Source organism: Cellulomonas sp. Leaf395, from assembly GCF_001424125.1.
Lineage (GTDB): Bacteria > Actinomycetota > Actinomycetes > Actinomycetales > Cellulomonadaceae > Cellulomonas.
Genome location: NZ_LMQI01000001.1, coordinates 366,593 through 388,882, shown reverse-complemented (window position 1 = coordinate 388,882; position 22,290 = coordinate 366,593). Strand labels below are relative to the sequence as shown.

Below are 22,290 nucleotides of genomic sequence, written 5' to 3'. Positions count from 1 at the left end.
CCGTCAGGTCTGCGCGCGGACCGGGTACCAGCGCGACCCGAACCTGCGACTCACGGTCCGTCCGCTGATGTCCGCCAGCTCGTCGAGCCGCGCCAGCACCGCCCACCCGACGCGTCGCGCGGTCTGGTCGTCGTCGGCCTGGAACCGCACGGTCACCCGCGCCTGACCGCGCACGACGGCGACATCGTGGGCCTCGACGGTGGTCATGGCCTCGGCGACGGCGACGGCCTGCGGCAGCACGTCGGGCGCGGCGACGCCGGGCTGCAGCAGGCCGATCGTCGCGGTCACCCGGTAGGAAGGCATCGCGTCAGCTCGTGATCTCTGCCCCGCGCATGAGGGCGGTCAGACTCGGTCGAGGGCGACGAGGTCCGGCTGGATCGGCAGCGCGATGACCCCGGCCGTCACGATCGGCACGCCGAGGAACACCTGCAGGGCGACGGTCCATGGGCGTCACCGTAGCTGGCGGCCGTCGGCGGGCGTCGCCTGGTCCGGGCAGCACCGCCGTGTCGGTCACGCGCCGATCGTGGCAGGTCGGAGCGCTGCCTGTTCCGGGGATGACGGCGACGCGGCACCGTCGGCCGTGCCAGGCTCCCGCGGCGAGCGCGAGCGAGAACAGCACGGGGCGTCCCGCCCCACACGGCGGGACGCCCGCGGGCTCCGGAGCGATGATCAGGTGGTGTAGCGCAGGGCGTCCTCGCAGAACTGCATGGCGGTCCTCCCGCCGACGTCCTTGGTCACCGTGAAGGAGAGCTCGGTGTCGGTCGCCGGGTCGTAGACGACGGTGAACTCGCTGCGGCCGACGTTCAGGCCACCCTGGATGCCGTCCGCGCTGTACACCTTGAAGAAGAACGCGCTCCCGACGCGGATGGTGAGGATCCCCTCGTCGTCCGCGGTGATCGAGAGATCCTTCTCGTGCCACCTGTTCACCGCGGTCCAGTACAGCCCTGTGTCGACATTGGTGTACGTCGAGCTCTGCTGGCCGTCGACCGTGTAGTAGAAGAGTCCGTTCCCCCCTCGTTCGCGCACCACGAAGTCCGCGGAGCCGACGTAGTGCGACTCGATCGTGATGTCGTCCGACGTGTCGGCGGTTCCCCCGTCGCACACGTCGATGGCTGTGTCGTCCCACGTCTCCTGCCAGGTGTCGATGGGCGGGGTGGCCTGACCCGGCGCTGCCACGCCGACCAGCGCGAGCGCCAGCACGCCGACGGTGCCCATACGGATCACGCCTGCACGGAAGGTCTTGCTCATGGTTTGCCTCCGTCATCGCGGAGGTCGGTTCCTCGACGGGGCGTCCGACAACGCGGAACTACCCATCTGTCGCGCCGGAAGCCAGGACCTCGCACTCGGCTGCTCCACCCGGTTGGCCGCGGGTGACGGCGGCGGGCAACGGCGGCGACGGCGTCTCGGCGGCGAGACGATGGCGACCAGGTGTCCGAATTGTCACGATCGTCGACACCGTACTCCGCACTGCCGAGAGCGCGCCAGCCTGCACCGCTGAGGTCAGACGGCGGCCCTCTCGGCGAGTGAAGGTGCGGCCGACGACTGCAGCGCGATGCCGACCCCGGGTCCGTCCGAGGTCGGCATCGGTGTCTGCCGAGCTGCTGCGCAGCAGGCCGTGCCGGTCGCGCGGAGCGGTCAGACGACGCCGAGGGCCAGCATGGCGTCGGCGACCTTGATGAACCCGGCGACGTTCGCGCCGACCACGTAGTTGCCGGGCGCCTCGTACTCGTCGGCCGTCGCGAGGCACCGGTCGTGGATGGAGTGCATGATCCCGGCCAGGCGCTGCTCGGTGTACTCGAAGGTCCACGAGTCGCGGCTGGCGTTCTGCTGCATCTCGAGCGCGGACGTCGCGACGCCACCGGCGTTCGCGGCCTTGCCGGGGGCGTAGAGCACGCCGGCCTCCTGCAGGAGCGCGGCGGCCTTCGGGGTGGTGGGCATGTTCGCGCCCTCGGCGACGGCGACCAGGCCGGACCCGATGAGGGCGAGGGCATCGTCCTCGTCGAGCTCGTTCTGCGTGGCGCAGGGCAACGCGATGTCTGCGCCGACCTCCCACACCCGGCGGCCGGGCACGAAGGTCGCGGACGCGCCGCGCCGCTCGGCGTAGACCGACACGGGGAGGCGGTCGGCCTCGCGGGTCTGCTGGAGCAGGGCGAGGTCGATGCCGGTCTCGTCCACGACGTAGCCGGTGGAGTCGGAGCACCCGACGACGTTCGCGCCGAGCTGCTGGGCCTTCTGGATCGCGTACTGGGCGACGTTGCCCGTGCCGGAGACGAGCACGCGCCGGCCGTCGAACGACTGGCCCTTGGTCATGAGCATGCGCTCGGCGAACAGGACCGTGCCGTAGCCGGTCGCCTCGGTGCGCACGAGCGAGCCGCCCCAGGTGAGGCCCTTGCCCGTGAGCACGCCGGACTCGTAGCGGTTGGTGATCCGCTTGTACTGGCCGAACAGGTAGCCGATCTCGCGGCCGCCGACGCCGATGTCGCCGGCGGGGACGTCGGTGTGCTCGCCGATGTGGCGGTACAGCTCGGTCATGAACGACTGGCAGAACCGCATGACCTCGCCGTTGGAGCGACCGCGCGGATCGAAGTCGGAGCCGCCCTTGCCGCCGCCGATGGGCATGCCGGTGAGCGCGTTCTTGAAGACCTGCTCGAAGCCGAGGAACTTGATGATGCCCAGGTACACCGACGGGTGGAAGCGCAGGCCGCCCTTGTACGGGCCGAGGGCCGAGTTGTACTCGACGCGGAACCCGCGGTTGATCTGCACCTGCCCGGCGTCGTCGACCCACGGCACCCGGAAGATGATCTGGCGCTCGGGCTCGCACAGCCGGCCGAGCACGGCGGCGTCGACGTACTGCGGGTGCTTGCGCAGCACCGGCTCGAGTGAGTCGAACACCTCGTGCACTGCCTGGTGGAACTCCCGCTCGCCCGGGTTGCGCTGCAGCACCTGGTCGAGGACGGTCTCCAGCTGGTCCTTCATCTGTCCACTCCGCTCGTCGCGCGCCCGTGCGGCCGCACGTCATCGCGTGCACGGACACTTCCTGCAGTCCAGGTTGCGCCGGTGCTCGAGGTCTCGCCCGGGCCCTAGGTCCCTCGCGGGGCCCGTGCCGCTGTGACGTTCGCCGCTCCGGGGCGGTCGCGCGGTGTGTCAGGCGCGGCTCTGGGCCAACCAGGCCTCGTTGACGGAGCGGCGGATCGCGACCCGTTCCCGGGTCTGGGCGACGATACCGACCAGAGCCAGCACGACCAGCAGCAGGTACCAGCCCCAACCTGCGTCGGCTGCGCGGCTGACGTCGCCGTCCGTGAAGTCGGCGGAGTTCAGGGAGCCCACCAGCAGCATCAGGCCGGCGACCACGGTGACAGCACCCGCGAGGGAGCTGGCCACCGCGAGCACGATCATCGGCATGTTCCCGAGGACCGCCACCAGACCGAGGGCCGCACCGACGGCGACTCCCACGAGGATCGCGACCCAGTTCCAGTCGATCCCCAGGGCGACGACCGTGCCGGCACCGATCGCGTAGCCGAACGCTGCCATGGCCAGGACTACGGCCACGGCGTAGGAGAAGTAGGCGAGCACCGCGAAGATCAGGGCGAAGACGAACCCCGAGACCCAGCCGAGCACCGTGCCGAGGAAACGCTCGTCTGCGAGCTCAGCGAACAGCCCTGCCCCGAAGGCGAACCCGGCGAAGAATCCCCAGATCGGCAGGACGAGCCGCAGCACGAACTGGCCCGCGAAGAGCATGGCGCCCCCGGCGAGGATTGCGAGGATGCCCAAGAGGATGTCAGCCATGCCTGCAATGTAGGGGGTTCCTGCCCTCGATCCGTGCGACGACACGGACGGTTGCGCGACGAAGGCCCCGCGCCAGCGATTCCGCTGGTCACAGGGCCTTCGACGTGGAGCGCCTAGAGGAGTCCGCGGAACGCGAACCGGAACGTCAGCTCGGTATCCGTCGGCAGTCGGTACTCGGGATGGGTCTGCGCACCCCAGGAGTCGTCGCCGCCGACCCCGCGGCGCTGGAGCGCCGGCCGCAGGACCGTCTGGTAGATCGGCGGCAGCTCGGTGTGGTGCGCGGCGTTCTCGATCTCGAACGGCGTCCAGGGCAGCGCCGACAGCTCCATGCCGTGGTCCGACTCCACCCGCAGACCAGCACCTTGCTCGTCGGTCACGGTGGCCCAGCGCACGCCGGTCCGGCTGCCCGCCTCCTGCGGACGCAGGTACGGCGTGAGCGCGGTTCGGACGTCGGCCTCCCACACACCCAGCCGAGCGCCTGCTCGACGGTCGACATAGGACTCCTCGGGCCCGTCCCCGTACCAGCGCAGGCGGTGGAACGCCTTGTCGGTCGCCAGGAGGAGACCGAGCTCCGGCATGTCCGACAACCCTGCGCCGGGTCGCACCGTGAGGCTCACCTCGACGCGACCGTCACCATCCACCAGGTAGGAGAGCTCGCACTCCCCCGCCGGTGCGGTGGGCAGCTCGTACCGGAAGCGGACGCGCACGCCGTCGTCGGTCTGCTCGACCGCGGGCTCGTCGGGGCCGCGGACGGCCGTCGCATACCGGCTGGCGACGAGCCACGCGCCATCTTGCGCGGGGGCGCCCCACCCGCGCTCGTTGGAGGTGGGCGCGTGCCAGAAACTCGGCTGGGGGACCGAGCGCAGCAGCTCGCGGCCGCCGTCGTGCGACAGCCCGTAGCGGTACGAGACCAGCCCTCCGTGCAGCCGTGAGAACAGGACCGTGAAGTGCCGCCCTCGCACGCCCACGTTGTGGATGCCGTAGACGACCTCCGGCGCGGCGGCCCGGCGTGCCGGCGCGGAGCCCGCGACGACCACGACCGTCTGCTCGTGCGCCACCTCGTGCCCGGCCGACGCCCAGCGGGTGGTGCGACGCAGCCGGAAGGACACGTCGACGGTGTACTCCCCTGGTGCGGTCGGCACCGTGACGGGAAGGGCGTAGACCTGCGAAGCCCCGGGTGGGACGGCAGTCTCGAGCACCTCCTCCTGGAGCACCCGGCCCTCCCGGGCCACGGTCACCACGCACTCGTGCGCCGACGACGGGGTGGCGAGGTGACGGTTCTCGACCGTGACCTTGTCCTCGCTGACCGTCAGCCGGTAGCCCTGATAGAGGTAGCGCACCTCCTGGGCGATCGGCTTGAGGGTGCGATCGGCGAAGACGATGCCGTTGCCGCTGAAGTCCGAGTCGTGCGGCGCGTCACCGAAGTCACCGCCGTACCCGAAGTACTCGCGACCAGCGGAGTCGGTGCGCCGCAGTGCCTGATCCGCGAAGTCCCAGATGAAGCCCCCCTGGAACAGCGGCTCACGGTAGGCGAGGTCGACGTACTTGTGGACTGCTCCGAACGAGTTGCCCATCGAGTGGGCGTACTCGCACAGCAGGTAGGGCTTGTCGCGGTGCGTCGCGAGGAACTCCTCGATCTCGGCGGCCGGCGCGTACATCCGCGAGACGACATCGGTCGTCTGCGGGTGCCGCGGGTCCCAGTGGACGCCTTCGTAGTGCACCGGCCGGGAGTCCTGGCGACGGAAGTACTCCGAGACCTCCAGGATGTCCGTCCCACCGAACGACTCGTTGCCGCACGACCACATGACGACGCTCGGGTGGTTCTTGTCCCGCTCCAGCATGCTTGCGGCGCGGTCGAGCAGGGTGGGCAACCACTCGGGGCGGTCCCCGGGCAGCGCCTCCTCGACCCCCGCCCCACCGAACCGCACCCGGTCCCACATCCCGTGCGACTCGAGGTTCATCTCGTCGATGACGTACAGGCCGTACTCATCGCACAGCTCGTAGAAGTACGAGTTGTTCGGGTAGTGGCTGGTCCGCACCGCGTTGATGTTCAGCCGCTTCAGGAGCCGGATGTCGGCCTCCGTCTGCTCACGGGTCATGACGCGACCCTGCAGGCCGAAGTCGTGCCGGTTCACCCCGTTGAAGACCACGCGGGACCCGTTGACCTTCAGCAGGCCGTCCTCGATGCCGAACCGGCGCACGCCCACCCGTACAGGGACGTGCTCGGTCAGGCGGCCCGACGCGTCGTGCACGTCGAGCGTGAGGTCGTACAGGTGAGGGTCCTCCGTGCTCCACAGCCGCGGGTTCTCGATGCGGACGACGAGCTCGTCGTCGCCATCGAGCTCTCCGGCACCGTCGATCCCTGCGTCCACCCGGCCTTCGCCGGCCAGCACGACGCGCACGCGCACCGTCGCCTCGGAGAGGTCGTCGGCGACGTCGGTCACCACTCGGACGTCCTCGACGTGCACGCTGGGCCGGCGGTACAGGACGACGTCCCGGAACAGGCCCGAGAACCGGAAGAAGTCCTGGTCCTCGATCCACGACCCGGCGCTCCACCGGACCACCTGCGCCACGATGAGGTTCTCCCCGTCGACCAACGCGTCGGTGAGGTCGAACTCCGACGGAGTGAACGAGTCCGTCCCGTAGCCGACGTAGGCGCCGTTCAGCCACACGGCCACGGCGCTCTCCGCGCCGTGGAAGCTGACGCTCAGCCGCTCGCCATCCTCGAGCGGGTGCTCGAGGGTGAACGTGCGGCGGTACGTCGCCACGGGGTTGTACCGCTGGGGCACCTGCCCGGGCTCGAGCTGCTCGTAGCCGTCCCACGGGTACTGCACGTTGGTGTACTGCGGGCGGTCGTAGCCGAGCAGCTGCAGATGGGCGGGTACCGGCACGTCGTCCCAGCCGGAGTCGTCGACGTCCACCCGCTCGAAGCCGGGGACGACGAAGGCAGGGCTCTTCGCGTAGTGCAGCTTCCACAGCCCGTTGAGCGACTGCTCGAAGGAGCTCGTCCCGGTCGCCGCCTCCTGCGGGGAGGCGAACCACCGGTGGTCGGAATGCGGGTCGAGCCTGTTCTCCTTGACGTACTCGGGGTCGGCGATGCGGTCGAGGTCGAAGGTCACTTGATGGCCCCCGTGACGCCCTCGGCAAAGTGGCGCTGCAGCGCGAGGAAGACGACCATCGTCGGCACCGACACGATGAGCACGGCGAGCATGAGGCTTCCGTAGTCGGTGACGTACCCGGCGCGCATGTTCGAGAGCAGCATCGGCAGGGTCTGGTACGCGTTGTCGACGAGAATCACCTTCGGCCACAAGAAGTTGTTCCACGAGAACAGAAAGGTGATGACACCCGCAGCAGCAAGGGTTGGCTTCATCGTGGGCAGGTAGATGCGCGCGAAGATGCTCACCTCGCCCAGCCCGTCGAGGCGCGCCGCCTCGATGATCTCGTGCGGGAACGAGCGCGATGCCTGCCGGAACAGCAGGATCAGGAACGGCGTCGCGACCAAGGGCAGGATGACCGCGAGCGTCGAGTTCACCATTCCCAGATCCGCGAAGAGGCGGAACAACGGGATCATCGTTGCCGCGAACGGGATCATGATCGCCAGGAGCAGGAAGGCCATGACACTGTCCTTCGCCCGCGAGTGGTAGATCTCGAACGCGTACCCGGCGATCGAGCACAGAATCAGGGCGAGCACGGTCGTCGCGATGGCATTGACCGCCGAGTGGTAGGACGCCGACCACAGGGGTTGGGAGCTGACGAGCGTCTGGAAGTTCTCGACGAGGTGGCCGCCCGGCAGCAGCTTGGACGCCACGACGTCGTTGCTCGTGTTCGTCGCCGAGACAGCCATGAAGTAGAGCGGGAAGACCGACAGAACGACGGCGACCGACAGGAACACGTATGCGGGGATCCGGCGAAGTGTTGTCCTAGTCACGCTTGTCGCCCACCTTCATTTGAATGGCGGCCAGCACGGCCACGATGATGAGGATCGCGTAGGAGATCGCAGCCGCGTATCCGAAGTTCGGGCTGTTCCGGAACGACACGTTGTACAGGTAGTGCGACACCGTCATCGTCGTGTTCCCGGGGCCACCGTTGGTGAGGTTGTACGACTCGTCGAACATCTGCAGCGTTCCATTGGTCGACAGGATCGCGCAGAGCAGGATGATGGGCTTGAGCTGCGGCATGGTCACGTACCAGAAGGTCTTGAACCCGTTTGCACCATCGACGCGGGCAGCTTCCAGAGTCGACCGGTCGATGTTCTGCAGGGCGGCCAGGAAGAAGATCATGTTGTAGCCGGTCCAGCGCCACAGCAGGCCCAGGATGATCACCATCCGGGCGGTGCCCGTCTGGCCGAGCCAGTTGACGGGATCATCGAGGATCCCGAAGTTTATGAGCAGGTCGTTGGCGAGGCCGTCCGTCGCGAACATCTGCCGGAACACCAGCGAGTACGACACCAGGCCCACCGCGCACGGCAGGAAGATCGCCGTCCGCCAGAATCCCTTGTACTTGAGCCACGGCGCGTTGAGCAGGTTCGCCAGCACCATCGCGAGCACCAGCATGATCGGCACCTGGATGATCAGGTAGATGAACGTCGTGGCGAGCGTCAGCCGGAACGTCTCGTCCTGGAACAGCCGCTGATAGTTCAACAACAGCGGGTCTGCCCAGCTCAGCTGGGTCCCGCGTCCCGTCTGAAAAGACAGGAGGAGCGCCTCGAACATCGGCCAGAAGTTGACCAGCACGATGATGAATGCGGCGGGCACGATGAACGCCCACCCGGTCAGGCTGCGACGGCGCTGTATCGCCGACAGTGGCGTCTTGGGCAGCCTGGTTGGACGGGACTTCTTCGTCCCTTGAGGGGGCGCGTCCGGCGCGCGGCCCTCGGTTGGTGCGGTGGGAGCAGACACGCAGCATCACCTCTTCTTCGTGGTGACGGACAGGGCAGAGTGCGGGCGGCGGAGCCGTGGACTGGCCTCCGCCGCCCGCCCTAGCATCACCCCATGGCGAACTCGACGGTCTGCTGCGCCTCCTCGAGCGCGGCAGCCGGGTCGGTGCCGTTCATGATGTTGGTGATGGCGACGCTCACGGCGTCACGACCCTCGTAGTAGTACGCGCCCGTGTTGTTGCTGGGCACCTCTGCGGCGAACTTCAGGACGTCGGCGTAGATCGCCTGCCCGCCGTAGAACTCCTGCGGCTCGTTGTAGACGTCCGACTCACCCGCAGGAAGCCAGTTGGCGAGCGCGCCGGACTTCGGGAGGATCGTGTCGTAGAAGTCGGTCGAGCCGGCGAACGTCGCGTTCAGGAAGTCGCTGGCGAGCGCTTCGTTGCCATTCGGAGTGATCGCCCAGGACGAGCCGCCGTTCGCCGTGTAGTTGGTCGCGCCGTCGACGCCATCGAGCTTCGGGACGTTGGTGACGGCCCACTTGCCGGACTGGTCGGGGGCGGACTGGATGGACCCGGAGATCCAGATGCCGTTGACGACAGCGGCCGTGTTCGAGTTCACGATCGTGTTGATGTACTCGTCCCACGAGTTGACCTCGACATAGATGCCGGCGTCGACCATCTGCCCGTACATGTCGATCGCGGCCAGCAGCGCCTCGTTGTCGGTGATCGTCGGCTTGCCCTCGTCGTCGAACAGGCTCGCTCCTGCGCTCTGCAGCATCATCATGATCGTGTCGGCCGAGCCGGCCTGGCCGGTCAGCATCGGCTTGCCCGTCTTGGCGAGCACGTCCTTACCGATCGTGAGGAACTCGTCCCACGTGATGTCGGTGAAGTCGTCGACCGTGTAGCCGGCCTGCTCGAGGATGTCCGTCCGGTACGCACCGATCGCGGTCCCGTTGTCGAACGGCACCCCGTAGTTGACGTCCTCGTACGTGGAGTAGGCGACGACGGACTCGGGGAACTCGCTGAAGTCCACGTCGGAGTCCGCGAAGTCGGCGAAGATGTCCGGGTAGTTGATGACGTTCTTCTGGAATGCGTTGTTCTGCATGAGGAAGATGTCGGGCAGCTGGTCGGTCTCACCCGACTGGGCCAGCGTGGTCAGCTTGGTCTGCACGTCGTCCCACGGCGTCTCGACGATCTCGAGCTTGAAGTCCGGGTTGTCCGCCTGGAAGACCTTCTCGGCCTCCTCGAGGGCGTAGATGTTGAACGCCGGGTCCCATGCCCAGACCGTCAAGGTGTTGTCGCCGCCTTCACCGCTCCCGCTGGCCCCGTCGCCGCTCGCAGCGTCGTCGTCCCCGCCGCTGCATGCGGCGAGGGCGAGGCTCAACGACAAGACGGCGCCCAGCGCGCCGAGCGTGCGTGTCTTCTTCATCGGGTGATCCCTTCGTGCTGTTGGTCGTCCCGTGGACCGTCGCCGGCTCTCGCCGAGCCGCCGGCTCCCGCTCGCCCCACGCTACGTCGCGGCGGGTGAGCGGGATAGGTCGACTGTGCTGTTTGGAGGTCGTGCGCCGTGCTGAGGGTCAGTCGGTTACCAGCTCCGCGCCACAGGGGTCTCGTCCACACCGACCACGAGCAACAACGGCGTCACTCGACCCTCTCTAGCGTTTGGTGACGTCACCATAGCAGCGAGTTCCGATCTGCTCGGCGACGCTTTGGTAACGGTCCGGCATGCATTCTGGGCCATTGGTGACGTCACCATCGCCCTTTCCCACTAGCATCGCGCCATGACAACCGCGTCAGCACCTGGCCGCCGCCGCTCAGGTCCCTCGATCGGCGACGTCGCCCGCCTCGCGGGCGTCTCACCCCAGACAGTCTCGCGCGTCTCGACGGGCGCCGAGTCCGTCCGACCGAGTACCCGCGCACGCGTCATGCAGGCCATGGACCAGCTCGGGTACTCGCCGAACCGGGCGGCGCAGGCGCTGCGGAACGGCACGTTCGGCGCCATCGGCGTGCTCTCGACCGGCTTCCAGCGCACGGGCGAGGCCCTCACCGCCGAGGCCCTTGTCGAAGCCGCCGCGCTCGAGGACTACTCGGTCACGCTCCTGCACGTGCGCAACCCGGCTCGGGAGAGCTGGGAGAGCGCAGCACATCGCATCTCGCACCAAGCCATCGACGGCCTCGTCATCATGCGGGCCGAGCAGGCGTCGCCGGCGACGCTGGCGCTCCCCGCCGGCATGCCGGTGGCGGTGTCCTTCTCCAAGTTCGCGGGCCACTACCCCACCGTCAGCGCCGACCAGGTCCAAGGCAGCGAGGATGCGGTCCGCCACCTGCTCGGCCTGGGCCACCGCACCGTGCACCACCTCGCTGGGCCGCAGGACTCGGAGCACGCCCTGGTGCGCAGCGGCACGTGGCGCCGCTGCCTCCTGGAAGCCGGGATGCGTCCACCCGAGCCGGTGTACGGGGACTGGAGCGCGCGCTCCGGCTACGAGGAAGGCAAGCGGCTCGCGGCCGACCCCGAGGTGACCGCCGTGTTCTGCGGCAACGACGAGATGGCGCTCGGCCTCGTGCGGGCGCTGCACGAGCAGGGCCGCCGCGTGCCTGACGACGTGTCCGTGGTGGGCTTCGATGACATCGCCGTCAGCGGCTGGACCACACCGCCCCTGACGACCGTCCGGCAGGACTTCCCCGCCATCGGCCGTGCGCTCATCAGCCTCGTCGTCGGTCAGCTCCGGTCACGGTCGCTCCCGCCGCCCGCCTTGACGGTGATTCCCACGGAGCTCGTCGTCCGGGCGAGCACCGCCCCCCCGCCGCGCTGAACCGCGGTCCGGCTCACGCACAGCAGACCGACGACCGCGCGCACCCCGCGATACGCAGGACGACGACGGTGACTGCGAGCGCGGACGGGTCATACCCTGGCCAGGGAGGCCTGAGGTAGCAGGAGGCACCATGCCGTCGGTACGCCGCATGCAGGGGACTCCACCGTGACCGGCGCTCGGCTGCTCCTGGCAGCCTTCGACGCGGGCGGCACCGTGCCGCCGATGCTCGGTGTCGCCGCGGAGCTGGTGCGCCGCGGGCACGAGGTCGTCGTCCTCGCAGATCCCACCGTCGGGCCGTCGGCTCGGGCTGCGGGATGCGCGTTCACCCCGTGGACGACCGCGCCGCACTTCGACTCCGTTGCCGACCAGACGGCCGCCTTCGCCGCGCTCGAGCACGGAAGCCCACGTGAGCGGGTCCAGACGGCTCGACGGTTCGCCAGCGGTGACGCCACTGGTCGCTTCGCCGACGACGTTCTGCGGGCGGCACGGACGCACTCGCCTCACGCCCTGGTGGTCGAGTCGATGCTCCCGGGGCTGCTGATCGGGGCGCTGGCGTCGGGTCTGCCCTGCGCCGGACTGATGGCAAACCTCTATGTGCGGCCCGTGCGGGGCCGGCCACCGCTGGCGACCTCGTGGTCACCCGGGGTCAGCCCCTTGGGACGGCTGCGGGATGCGATGGCCCTCGACGGCGCCCTGCTCGCGACCAGGCTCATGGCCCGGCCGTTGAACACGGTGCGGGCCCGGTACGGCCTGCCGCCCGTGACGGACCTGTTCGGGCAGATGGACCAGCTCGACCGCCTGCTGGTGCTGAGCAGCCCGGGCTTCGACTACCCCGCCCCGCTCCCGGCGAACGTCCGCTATGTCGGGCCACAGCTCGACGACCCGGACTGGTCCAGCCGGGCGGAGGACTGGCGTCCGGACGGAGACGGACCGCTCGTGCTCGTCGCGATGAGCTCGGTGTACCAGCGACAGACCGCCATGCTGCAGACCGTCGCCGCAGCGCTCGGCTCGCTGCCGGTACGTGCGGTGATCACCACCGGCAAGGCAGTGCACCCGCGGGACGTTCCCGCACGCCACAACGTGAGAGTTGTCGCCGCCGCACCGCACCGGGAGGTCCTGCGCGAGGCGGCGGTCGTCGTCACCCACGCCGGACACGGCACGGTCATGAAGTCGCTCGCCGCCGGGGTACCGCTGGTCTGCCTACCCATGGGGCGCGACCAGCGTGCCAACGCCCGGCGTGTGGTTCGCCTCTCCGCCGGCGTACAGCTCACCCGCCGCCCGACGGCCGGCCGCATCGCCTCCGCCATCCGGTGCGTGCTCGACGAGCCCACCTTCACCGCCAACGCCCACGACGCAGCCCAGATGCTTGCCGCCGAGGCACGCGTGCAGCCCAGCGCGGCAGACGAGATCGAGGCGCTGGCGGACCAGTCCTACGACGCGGTGTAGCCGCCGTCCACCAGGTGGTAGCTCCCGGTGATGAACGACGCCGCATCGCTGGCGAGGAAGGCCACCAGTGCGGCGACCTCGTCCGGCCGCCCCAACCGCCCGAGCGCGTGCTTGCCTGCGAGGAACTCCCTGGTCGGCAGGTCGAGGCTTGTCTCCACCATCGGCGTCGCGATGAATCCGGGGCCGACGGCGTTCACCCTCACACCGTGCGCCGCATACTCGAGCGCGCCGTTCTTGGTCAGCCCGAGCAGGCCGTGCTTGGCCGTGACGTAGGCCGAGGACATGCCGAACCCGACCATCCCGAGGATCGAGGCCATGTTCACGATCGACCCGCCGCCGGCCGCCACGATGGCAGGCAGCTCAGCCTGCATGCAGTAGAAGACGCTGTTGAGGTTGACGTCGATGACCCGGCGCCAGCCCTCCACGCTGTAGTCGGCGGTCAGTGCGATCTCGCCGCCGATCCCCGCGTTGTTCACAGCGATACGAACCGGGCCGAGCTCGCCGGCCGCTGCGACCATCGCCCGGCATCCCTCCGGATCGGTGACATCCCCGATGAACGCCGATGCCACACCGCCCGCTGCGGTGATCGCTTCCGCGACAACCGCTGCGCTGTCGGACATGTCGGCGACGAGCACCCGCGCCCCGTTGGCTGCCAAGAGCTCAGCCGTCGCCTTCCCGATACCTGATCCGCCGCCGGTGACGATCGCGGCTCTCTCGAACACGTCGTAGGTAGCCATACGTTCGAACGTACGCCTGGCCGCCCCGCCGTCCAGGGTCGAAGGTCCCCTGTCAGCAACGCATGTCCGGTCGACCGCGAAGCCGACCGGGCACGACGATCATCAGTCCTCGCGGGACTCCTTGACCCGGGCGACGAGCTGCGTGGGGCTGATGTAGCGCAGGGCCACGATCAGGATCACCATCATCGTCGCCGTGTACACGACCGCCATGGACGAGATGAGCTGACGTGCCTCACCGCCTCCCGCGGCGGTCATGGCCCGGTAGATGGCGACCACGAGCGTGTCGGACTGCGGTCCGGACACCAGGAACGTGAGCTCGAACATCCCGACCGTGCGGACCAGGACCAGGATCGACGCGGCCAGCACGCCAGGGATGAGCAGGGGCAGGAGGATCTTGGTCAGGATCTGCCGCATGTTCGCCCCGGACATCCGGGCGGCGTTCTCGATGGTCGGGTTGATCTGCTCGATGAACGGCGTCATCGTGATGATCACGAACGGGATGGACGGCACCAGGTTGACCAGGATCACCGCGGTGAGCGTCCGACCGATTCCCAGGTTGTACATCACGGTCGCCAGGGGGATGCCGTAGGTGATCGGCGGCATCAGCACGGGCAGCAGGAACAGCAGGGTGATCGTCCGCTTGAACGGGAAGGTGCGCCGCGCCAGCTGGTAGGCCGCCGGGACGCCGACGAGCGTCGAGATCACGATGACGGTGAGTGCCACCGTCAGGGTGACGCCCATGATGTGCGCCATCCCGAAGCGCTGCCAGGCGTCGGTGTACCAGCTGGTCACGAAGTTCTCGGGGAGCCAGCTGTCGAACCACGGCCTGCCGAACGAGTCGACGACGACGCTGGTGAGGATGCCGACGAGGAAGATGAAGAACGCCGCGGTGCCGGCCCAGACGATCCAGGTCGAGGGTGCCGCGACGAGCGACTTCTCGCCGGGCGCGCGGGCGCCGGACCGCCGCCGGGGGTCTGGAGGTGCGTCGGGAGACTCCGCCGGCGGGGAGGGCACCGTCTGCGTGGCCATCAGCCCTTGCCTCCTGTCGAACCCTTGTACATGAACGAGCGCCAGACCAGCACGACGGCGATGACGACCAGCTCGACGAGGCCCATCATGATGGCGATCGTCGAGGCCATCGGGTAGTCGTTCTGCTCGCCGAACGCTCGGAACGCCATCAGTGCCATCACGCGGGTGGAGCCCATCGCGTCACCGACCAGCCGGGCGGACGGGAACACGCTGAACGCCAGGACGAAGGTGAGGATGAAGGTCGTCGCCAGCCCGGGAGCCAGCAGCGGCAGGATCACGCGCCGGAACCGCTGCAGCCAGTCCGCCCCCATCGTCTTGGCCGCGGCCTCGATCGACGGGTCGATCCCTGACAGGTACGACGAGATGAGCAGGAACGCGAACGGGAATCCCGAGATGATCAGCGAGAAGACCACGCCGAGATAGTTGTTCACCAGGGCCAGCGGAGCGTCGATCAGGCCGATGTCCAGCAGGAACCGGTTCAACCAGCCCTGTCGGCCGGCGAAGATCAGTAGCCCTTGAGCGGTCAGCACCGTGCCGAGGGTGATCGGCAGAACCAGCAGGATGGTCAGGAACTTCTTCCCGACGAACTTGTGCCGGAGCTTGAACGCGACCGGCACCGCGACGACGACGTTGAACAGCGCGACCGGCAGCGCGAGGCGCATCGTCAGCCAGATGGAGTCGAAGATGAACGGGTCGTTGAAGAACGCGATGTAGTTGGCGAAGATGCTCGTCCCCCACTGCGCCTGCGTGGCCGCCGAGGGTTGGAACGTCAGGCCGATCCCGTAGGAGAACGGGTAGATGAACAGGGCCACCGCGAAGATCAGCGCCGGCACCAGCATCAGGAGCGACGAGTCGATCCCCCGCTCGGCCAACCGGTGCCGCAGGCTGGCCGTCGACTTGGTCGTCTGGCCGCGGCTCACTGCCGGACCTCCGCCAGCTCCCGCTCGTCGACCGACAGGGAGTCCAGGTCGATGGCCTCGCTCGGGAAGACGAGCACGCGTGCCGGGTCCGCCGTCAGCTCGACGGTGCTGCCGACGACCGGCGGGTGGTCGGAGCGCACGTGCAGGCTGCGGCCGGTGGCGGTCGTGACACCGACCGCGAACTCCCGGCCGTGGTACTCCACGACCGTGACCGTCGCGCTGACGGTGTTGTCACCGCGAGCCGACGCCGTGGGCGGGACGACGAGGAGGTCCTCGGGCCGGATCGCCGCGCGGACCCGTGCGCCGACCGCCACCGGCTCGCAGGCCGTCCCGCGCAGGGAGAGTGCGTGGTCGCCGATGGTGACGGCGGAGCCGTCGACCGCGGTGACGGTGAGGTCGATCAGGTTGCGGTAGCCCATGAAGTCGGCCACGTGGGCGTTGGCCGGGCTGTTGTGCAGCTCCTCCGGCGTGCCGATCTGCTGGACCCGGCCCTCGCGCAGCACCACGAGGCGGTCGGCCATCGAGAGTGCCTCTTCCTGGTCGTGCGTCACATAGAGCGTCGTCAGGCCGAGCGCGAGGTGCAGGCGCCGGATCTCGGTGCGCATCTCGAGCCTGAGCTTCGCGTCGAGGTTGGACAGCGGCTCGTCCATCAGCACGAGTCGCGGTTCGACGACGACGGCACGCGCGATGGCCACCCGCTGCTGCTGGCCCCCGGAGAGCTGGCCGGGCAGCTTGGTCGCGTGCTGCTCGAGCTTCACCAGCGCGATCGCCTCGGCGACGCGTCGCTTGATCTCGGGCTTGGGCACCTTGCGCATCTGGAGCCCGAAGGCGATGTTCTTCTCCACCGTGAGGTGGGGGAACAGCGCGTAGTTCTGGAACACCATGCCGAAGTCGCGCCTCTCGGCGGGGAGCAGGTCGACGCGCTCGGCGTCGATGAGGATCTCTCCGTGCGTCAGGGGAAGCAGTCCGGCGATGCAGTTGAGCGCCGTGGACTTCCCGCAACCCGACGGCCCGAGCAGGGCGATGAACTCGCCCTGCCGGATCGTCAGGTTGAGGCCGACCAGCGCATCCTGACCACCGAAGCTGCGACCGACGTTCTTCAGCTGAAGAGAGTCGAACGTGCTGGTCGAGTGGGACATGGGCTACTTCACCTCGAACTTGCCGGAGCCGACCTCGCGGTCCCAGATGTCGAAGGCCTTGACCAGCTCGGCCGGAGGCAACGGGGTGGCCTTCGGCTTCTCCTCGATCAGGTCGTCGTACCAGTCGCGGCCGAACTCCGCGATGATGTCCTGGCTTTCCTGCGGCGCCAGGTCGAGCGTCGCGCCCTCGATCGACGGTCCGGGGTAGAAATAGCCGGCGTCGTAGGCCATGGCGTTCGTCTCCGGCTCGAGCATGTACTGCAGGAGGTTGAGGATGGCCGACACCTTGTCGGGGGTCTGCCCGACCGGGATCGCGGCGTAGTGGGCGTCCGTGACCCAGGTGAAGTCGTCGAACGGCGCGGCCTCGATGGTGGCGGGCTCCGTCGCGAGGGCGCGGGGGTTGATGTCCCAGCCGGTCGTCGTCGGGATCAAGGCCCACGTGCCGTCAGCCATGTTGGTGACGACCTGACCGGTGCCGGTCGGGTAGCTGTCGATCGTGGTGCCCAGCTCCTTGAGGTAGGCCCACGTCTTGTCCCAGCCGTCAACCGGGTCGGACGGGTCCGTGTCGCCGAGCATGTACGGCAGGCCCTGCAGGAAGGTGCGACCCGGGCCGGAGTTGGCGGGCCGGGCGTAGCCGAACTTGCCGGGGTTCGCCTTGGCCCAGTCGAGGAGTTCCTGGGGGTCGGTCGGCACATCCTTGACGACGTCGGGGTTGTACTGCAGCAGCGGTCCCGACGGGTAGTACGTCGTGACGACGCCGAAGCCCTCGGCGAGCTCCTGCATGTTCGCGGCGGGCTCGATGTAGTTGTCCATGTTGGTGATGCGGTCGCCGAAGTCGTCGACGATGGGGATCCAGAGGTTCTGCTCGATCCCGGCCGACAGTCCGTCGGTACCCGACATGACGAGGTCGATGGACAGGCTGCCCGAGTCGACCTGCGGCTTGATGGTGCCGACGAGGTCGGGTGCGCCCGCACTCTCCCAGGTGACCGCCGAGATGATGTCAGGGTTCTCGGCGATGAACGCGTCGACCATCGGGCCGGTCAGCTTGACGTTGCCGGCGACGTCCATGATGTTCAGCGTCACAGGTGCCGACGGCTTGTCGGGGACGCCACTGGTGTCGCCGGACTCGCTGGCGGCGGGGGCCGGGGCGGCCGGGGTGTCGGCGTTCGGAGCGCTGCACGCGCCGAGCATGAGGGCGAGACTCGCAAGTCCGGCAACGACGGCCAGAGGTTTCGCTGTGCGCATGGGGCCTTCTTCTCTCTGTGATGTCCGAGCGCCATCGCTCGGACCGGGGTCGCAGATCTGATCGGTAGCTAGGCGGTCGCCAGGTCGGCGAGAACTCGCCGGACCGGACCGCTGGAGTCCCGCACGACGAGCCGGAACGACAGGTCGTGATGGTGCGCCGGGACGGCTGACGGATCCCGCACGAGCTGAACCAGCATGTCGACGCTGGCCCGCCCGCACGTCACGAGCGGGATGCCGACGCTGGTCAGCGACGGGGAGGTGAGGGAGGACATCGGGATGTTGTCCACCCCGACGACGCTGATGTCGCCCGGGACCGCGACGCCGCGCTGGCGCAGGAGGTCGAGCAGGCCGAACGCGAGAAGGTCGTTGTAGGCCAGCACTGCCGTGGCGCCGCTCGCGATGACGAGGTCGGCGGCGGCTATCCCCCCGGAGACGTACGGCGGGAAGGAACCGAGGTTGACCAGCTCGATGTCGGGGTGCTCGGCCGCGACGGACTCGAGGGCCGACAACCGCTCGGTGTTGGACCACGACGTCACCGGCCCACCGACCCAGGCGATCCGCCGGTGACCGAGGGCGCGCAGGTGCACCATCGCAAGCCGGATGCCCTCGACGTTGTCGATGGCCACGGTGGGCAGGTCGCCGCACCGGCGGTTGATGAGGACCATCGGGATGTCGAGCGCGACCTCGACGATCACGCCCTCGGGGCCACGGGGTGCGCACAGCACGAGTCCGTCCACCTGCTTGGACATGTCGCGGGCGAGCTCGGCCTCCTGGCTCGGGTCCTCGTCGGAGTCGGCGACGATCACGGCAAAGCCTGCGGCGCGTGCCCGGCTCTGGACGCCCTTGGTCACCGAGGCGAAGAACGGGTTCTCCAGGTCGGGGACGATCAGCCCGATGATGCCGGTGCGGCCCGTCACCAGACCGCGCGCGGCCTGGTTGGGGCGGTAGCCCATCCCCTGTGCCGTCGCCAGGACCTTGGCCCGAGTCTCCGGGGCGACCTCGTCCGGCTTGGCCAGGGCGCGGGACACGGTGGAGACCGAGACTCCGGCCACCCGGGCGACGTCTCTCGCTGTCACTGCCACGTTCTCCACCTCCATTGGTGTCGAGCGGCCACAGCGTCGTGGCTCGTGATGCGACTCTGCGTAGTATGCAAAGGCTTGCGGCAATCCGTCAAGGGTGCGTCACGAATACGCCACGTTGTGCGCGCTGACCTGCTGTGACACCACCTTGCAACTTCACTTCGCGTGCTCAGTGGATTGCAGAAGCGGCGAGGAGGCCCGCGCGCTCGACTCCGTGCGCGATGAGCCGTAGCGCAGGCCGTCCGCGTCCAGTCGAGGATCAGCATTGAAGCGCGGCCGAGGGTGGGTCTCGGTGGCCTTCTCACCTCGGCGTCACACGACGTGGTACCCCAGGTGGCACCCGCCCGCCGCGACCGCCGCTACGGCGTGACGAAGCGCTCGCCGAGCTGCCGACGAGACGTGACCTCGAGCTTCCGGAAGACCTTGCGGAGGTGGTAGTCGACGGTGTGCGCGCTGATGAACAGCGCCGCAGCGATCTCTGCGTTCGTCTGTCCTTCGGCGGCGAGATGTGCGACCGCCGACTCCTGCGGGGTGAGCCCGTCACCGCTGCTCGGTGCTTCGTGCGAGACGCGCTCGCCGGTGGCCTCGAGCTCTCGGCGTGCTCGGTCCGCGAACGCCGCCGCGCCCGCCCGCTCGAAGATCCCGAGTGCGGTGCGCAGCTCGTCGCGCGCTTGTCGCCGTCGTCGCTGACGGCGCAGCCACTCCCCGTAGAGCAGATGTGCTCTGCCGTGGTCACCCAGCGCGGTCGATTCCTGGAGGTGCTTGATCGCGCTGCGGTAGAGATCCTCTGCTGCGTCGTCGCGAGCCAGCAGAGCCGCGCAGCGGTCGGACACGCCACGCACCCATGGGGTGCCGCTGACGGCAGCCATCATCGCGAGTCGTTCCGCCGAATCCTGGACCGCCTCGACATGACCGCTGCGCACGCCCGCCTCGATGTACTCGGGCAGCTGTTGGTACGTCACCTGGAGGAAGGGTTGCTCGACCATGGGGCGGAAACGATCGAAGGCGTCGCGGTAGTGCCCCTCGGCGATCTCGCGAATGCCGAGCCCGGTCATCGCCATGGTCCAGGCGCCGCCAAATCCGCTTGTCCGGGTTGCCTCGGCGATGGCCTCGACCTGCGCCTTGGGAGCGCCGGACCACGCCAGGTAGGACGCATTGACCACCTGCTCGGCGTCGTAGCCGATCGCTTGGCGCAGGTCGCGCACCTGCTCGACGTAGCGACCGGCCGCCAGTGCGTCACCCCGCACCAGCTCGGCGAGGCTGAGCACCCAGAGGGCCGTGTCGAGCGCTCGAAGGGCTCCGGCTTCACGCGCTGCACGGGCCATGCGCTCGAGTAGCTCGATGCACGCGCGCTCGTCCCACAGCGCAATGCTCAAGGAGACGCCGAGCGAGACGTGGGCGAGCAGCTCGTCGGCGGGTGCGTCGCGCAGCACCTGCAACGCCGCGCGGATCTGCGGAGCGGACTCGGCGTACGGGCTGAGAATGTGGGCGGCCAGCGCACGCCGCAGGACCGAGCCGGCCCCGTCCTGAAGTCGCTGCCCGAGCTCGGGCAGCGTTGCCCCTGTCATCGCCCACTCGGCCGTCAAGGCCAGCTCGAACGCGCGGAGCAACGTGTGTTCCTCGAGCTCGGGAACGATCCCGTGGAACAAGTCGGCGGCCTGCAGCAAGGTTGCCGTGGCACCGGCGACGCCGTCTGGGTCGCCGACGAACAGGGCAAGCAGGGTCCGGAGGGACAGCACACGTCCCTGGCTGACCGGGTCGATCTGGGTGGGGTCGACCCGGTCGAGGAACTCCAGCGCGAGCTGCGCGGCCCCCGCCGAGGCCGCCGCCTCCGCCGCCTCGATGAGCCGACCGTCCCGCGAGGGTCCGTCGGGCGTCAGGTCAGCAGCTCGGGCGAGCAGACGGGCTCGTGACGCGGTCCCACCGCGCCCACCGGTCTTGTCCGCGGCCTGCACCATCCGCGCGGCGACGGACTCGTCGGTTCCGACGACAGCGGCCGCCGCGTGCCACACCGCGACGTCGGCGTGGCCGTTCTCGTCGGCGACGTCCCGAAGCACCCCGTGCAGCCGGCGGCGCTCCGTCGACGGCATCCCGTTGTAGACGGCCGACCGGACCAGCGGATGGCGGAACCGAACCGTGTCGCGGCCGGCGGCGAAACGCTCAGCACCCTCGGCCGCATCTACCGCGAGGCCGAGCCGCTCGGCCGCCTCGCCGATCAGGACCGCGTCACCACTGGACTCGACGGCAGCAACCCGCAGCCACTGCCGTGCGGACCGGGGCAGGGCATCGACCTCGCGCCGGTAATGGGCCTCGAGCCGCGTGCCGACGGGCACCGGGTCCGGCGTCAGGGTCGAGGTGGTGAGCTCCCTCGCGCTGACCTCCCGGCCCAGGTCGATCAGGCTCAACGGGTTGCCCACGGACTCCCGGGCGATCTGCGCGGCGACGTACGGATCGAGCGGTTCCGCTGCGAACTGGTTCAGCAGGTGGACCGCCGACAGCGCGTCCAGCCCGCTGAGCTCCAGTCTCGCCACGCCGGCGGTGACCCGCTCAAGGCGCTCGTCCGGTCGAGTGGCCAGGATCAGCGCCAGAGACTCGGCCTTCAGCCGGCGCGCCACGAACGCCAGGACCTCGAGCGACTCCGCGTCGAGCAGGTGCGCGTCGTCGACCACGCACACGATCGGCTCGCTCTCGCCGGCCGCCGCGAACAGGGACAGCATTCCTAGACCGACCAGGAAGCGGTCGGGCGGCGGACCGCTGTCGAGGCCGGCCGCGATCCGCAGCGCGGCAACCTGCCGGTCCGGGATCTCGGGCAGGTGGTCCCGGAACGAGGTGCCGATCCGCTGCAGGGCCGCATACGGCATCGCGTCCTCGGCCTCGTAGCCATCCGCGCGCACGATCCGCATCCGCTGGGCGTGCTGCACCGCTTCGCCCAGAAGGGCTGTCTTCCCGATCCCTGCCTCGCCGCGGACCAGCAGCGCGCCAGCGCGCCCGTTGCGCGCGGAGCCGATCAGAACGCTGAGGAGCTCGAGCTCGCTGGAACGTCCAAGGAGCGCCGGCGGGTCACTGTCGATGCCGAGACATTAGCGAAGAACCCCCCGTCGGCGCAGGCGTCTGGTACTGCGACCTGCAACGACGCGGAACCCGCCACGTGCCACCGTCGTCACGACCACGCGCTGCACGTGGTGCGGGAACCGGACATTGCGGCGAACCATCGAGGCATC

Annotated in this window: 17 protein-coding genes; 2 read left to right on the top strand and 15 right to left on the bottom strand. The window is 69.1% G+C overall.

Annotation, left to right across the window (positions count from 1 at the left end):
* Window positions 1-3: 3 nt before the first annotated feature.
* The 8 genes from ASG23_RS01850 to ASG23_RS01815 form a co-directional block, all read right to left on the bottom strand.
* Window positions 4-303 (bottom strand): hypothetical protein, encoded by a 300-nt coding sequence (locus ASG23_RS01850; protein ID WP_056019239.1) that lies wholly within the window; start codon window positions 301-303, stop codon window positions 4-6.
* Between the two features lie 366 nt (window positions 304-669).
* Window positions 670-1,248: a hypothetical protein gene (locus ASG23_RS01845; RefSeq protein WP_157465473.1), complete on the bottom strand. Its 579-nt coding sequence runs from the start codon at window positions 1,246-1,248 to the stop codon at window positions 670-672.
* A gap of 387 nt (window positions 1,249-1,635) precedes the next feature.
* Window positions 1,636-2,976: an NADP-specific glutamate dehydrogenase gene (gene gdhA, locus ASG23_RS01840; protein WP_056019233.1), complete on the bottom strand. Its 1,341-nt coding sequence runs from the start codon at window positions 2,974-2,976 to the stop codon at window positions 1,636-1,638.
* 168 nt (window positions 2,977-3,144) lie between these two features.
* Window positions 3,145-3,786, bottom strand: coding sequence for a hypothetical protein (locus ASG23_RS01835; protein ID WP_056019230.1), 642 nt, complete (start codon window positions 3,784-3,786; stop codon window positions 3,145-3,147).
* Window positions 3,787-3,899: 113 nt separating this feature from the next.
* A complete protein-coding gene (locus ASG23_RS01830; RefSeq protein ID WP_056019227.1) occupies window positions 3,900-6,905 on the bottom strand; it encodes a glycoside hydrolase family 2 TIM barrel-domain containing protein in 3,006 nt (1,001 codons plus the stop codon).
* Window positions 6,902-7,714, bottom strand: coding sequence for a carbohydrate ABC transporter permease (locus tag ASG23_RS01825; RefSeq protein WP_056019224.1), 813 nt, complete (start codon window positions 7,712-7,714; stop codon window positions 6,902-6,904). The genes ASG23_RS01830 and ASG23_RS01825 overlap by 4 nt, the downstream gene beginning before the upstream one ends.
* Entirely contained in the window at window positions 7,707-8,540 is an 834-nt protein-coding gene (locus ASG23_RS01820) for a carbohydrate ABC transporter permease (protein ID WP_235520806.1), read from the bottom strand. Before ASG23_RS01820 ends, ASG23_RS01825 begins: the two co-directional genes overlap by 8 nt.
* 230 nt (window positions 8,541-8,770) lie before the next feature.
* Entirely contained in the window at window positions 8,771-10,090 is a 1,320-nt protein-coding gene (locus ASG23_RS01815; protein ID WP_056019219.1) for an ABC transporter substrate-binding protein, read from the bottom strand.
* A gap of 352 nt (window positions 10,091-10,442) precedes the next feature.
* Here ASG23_RS01815 and ASG23_RS01810 point away from each other — a divergent pair, with 352 nt between their 5' ends.
* Together ASG23_RS01810 and ASG23_RS01805 are read left to right on the top strand one after the other, a co-directional pair.
* Complete coding sequence (locus tag ASG23_RS01810) at window positions 10,443-11,474, top strand: LacI family DNA-binding transcriptional regulator (RefSeq protein WP_082515668.1); 1,032 nt, start codon at window positions 10,443-10,445, stop codon at window positions 11,472-11,474.
* A gap of 165 nt (window positions 11,475-11,639) precedes the next feature.
* Complete coding sequence (locus ASG23_RS01805; RefSeq protein ID WP_056019216.1) at window positions 11,640-12,920, top strand: glycosyltransferase; 1,281 nt, start codon at window positions 11,640-11,642, stop codon at window positions 12,918-12,920.
* On the opposite strand, the gene ASG23_RS01800 is transcribed toward ASG23_RS01805, so the two are convergent.
* The 7 genes from ASG23_RS01800 to ASG23_RS01770 all read right to left on the bottom strand — a co-directional run bounded on the left by ASG23_RS01800 (window position 12,905) and on the right by ASG23_RS01770 (window position 22,140).
* Window positions 12,905-13,657, bottom strand: a complete 753-nt coding sequence (locus ASG23_RS01800) for an SDR family NAD(P)-dependent oxidoreductase (RefSeq protein WP_056019212.1) — start codon at window positions 13,655-13,657, stop codon at window positions 12,905-12,907. The two genes, ASG23_RS01805 and ASG23_RS01800, sit on opposite strands and share 16 nt — an antisense overlap.
* Window positions 13,658-13,759: 102 nt before the next feature.
* Entirely contained in the window at window positions 13,760-14,686 is a 927-nt protein-coding gene (locus ASG23_RS01795; protein ID WP_082515666.1) for an ABC transporter permease, read from the bottom strand.
* A complete protein-coding gene (locus tag ASG23_RS01790) occupies window positions 14,686-15,606 on the bottom strand; it encodes an ABC transporter permease (RefSeq protein ID WP_056019209.1) in 921 nt (306 codons plus the stop codon). Before ASG23_RS01790 ends, ASG23_RS01795 begins: the two co-directional genes overlap by 1 nt.
* A complete protein-coding gene (locus tag ASG23_RS01785; RefSeq protein ID WP_056019206.1) occupies window positions 15,603-16,745 on the bottom strand; it encodes an ABC transporter ATP-binding protein in 1,143 nt (380 codons plus the stop codon). The genes ASG23_RS01790 and ASG23_RS01785 overlap by 4 nt, the downstream gene beginning before the upstream one ends.
* Before the next feature lie 3 nt (window positions 16,746-16,748).
* A complete protein-coding gene (locus ASG23_RS01780) occupies window positions 16,749-17,990 on the bottom strand; it encodes an extracellular solute-binding protein (protein ID WP_157465472.1) in 1,242 nt (413 codons plus the stop codon).
* A gap of 68 nt (window positions 17,991-18,058) precedes the next feature.
* Entirely contained in the window at window positions 18,059-19,072 is a 1,014-nt protein-coding gene (locus tag ASG23_RS01775) for a LacI family DNA-binding transcriptional regulator (protein ID WP_056020631.1), read from the bottom strand.
* A 356-nt stretch (window positions 19,073-19,428) separates the two neighbouring features.
* On the bottom strand, window positions 19,429-22,140 hold the full coding sequence (locus tag ASG23_RS01770; protein WP_082515664.1) for an ATP-binding protein: 2,712 nt from the start codon (window positions 22,138-22,140) through the stop codon (window positions 19,429-19,431).
* Window positions 22,141-22,290 lie beyond the last annotated feature (150 nt).

What these genes read in the sequence shown, in the direction of transcription:
- ASG23_RS01845 (WP_157465473.1), bottom strand. Translation starts at nt 1,248, where the DNA reads ATGAGCAAGACCTTCCGTGCAGGCGTGATCCGTATGGGCACCGTCGGC.
- ASG23_RS01810 (WP_082515668.1), top strand. Translation starts at nt 10,443, where the DNA reads ATGACAACCGCGTCAGCACCTGGCCGCCGCCGCTCAGGTCCCTCGATC.
- gdhA (WP_056019233.1), bottom strand. Translation starts at nt 2,976, where the DNA reads ATGAAGGACCAGCTGGAGACCGTCCTCGACCAGGTGCTGCAGCGCAAC.
- ASG23_RS01795 (WP_082515666.1), bottom strand. Translation starts at nt 14,686, where the DNA reads ATGGCCACGCAGACGGTGCCCTCCCCGCCGGCGGAGTCTCCCGACGCA.
- ASG23_RS01785 (WP_056019206.1), bottom strand. Translation starts at nt 16,745, where the DNA reads ATGTCCCACTCGACCAGCACGTTCGACTCTCTTCAGCTGAAGAACGTC.
- ASG23_RS01780 (WP_157465472.1), bottom strand. Translation starts at nt 17,990, where the DNA reads ATGCGCACAGCGAAACCTCTGGCCGTCGTTGCCGGACTTGCGAGTCTC.
- ASG23_RS01850 (WP_056019239.1), bottom strand. Translation starts at nt 303, where the DNA reads ATGCCTTCCTACCGGGTGACCGCGACGATCGGCCTGCTGCAGCCCGGC.
- ASG23_RS01815 (WP_056019219.1), bottom strand. Translation starts at nt 10,090, where the DNA reads ATGAAGAAGACACGCACGCTCGGCGCGCTGGGCGCCGTCTTGTCGTTG.
- ASG23_RS01835 (WP_056019230.1), bottom strand. Translation starts at nt 3,786, where the DNA reads ATGGCTGACATCCTCTTGGGCATCCTCGCAATCCTCGCCGGGGGCGCC.
- ASG23_RS01800 (WP_056019212.1), bottom strand. Translation starts at nt 13,657, where the DNA reads ATGGCTACCTACGACGTGTTCGAGAGAGCCGCGATCGTCACCGGCGGC.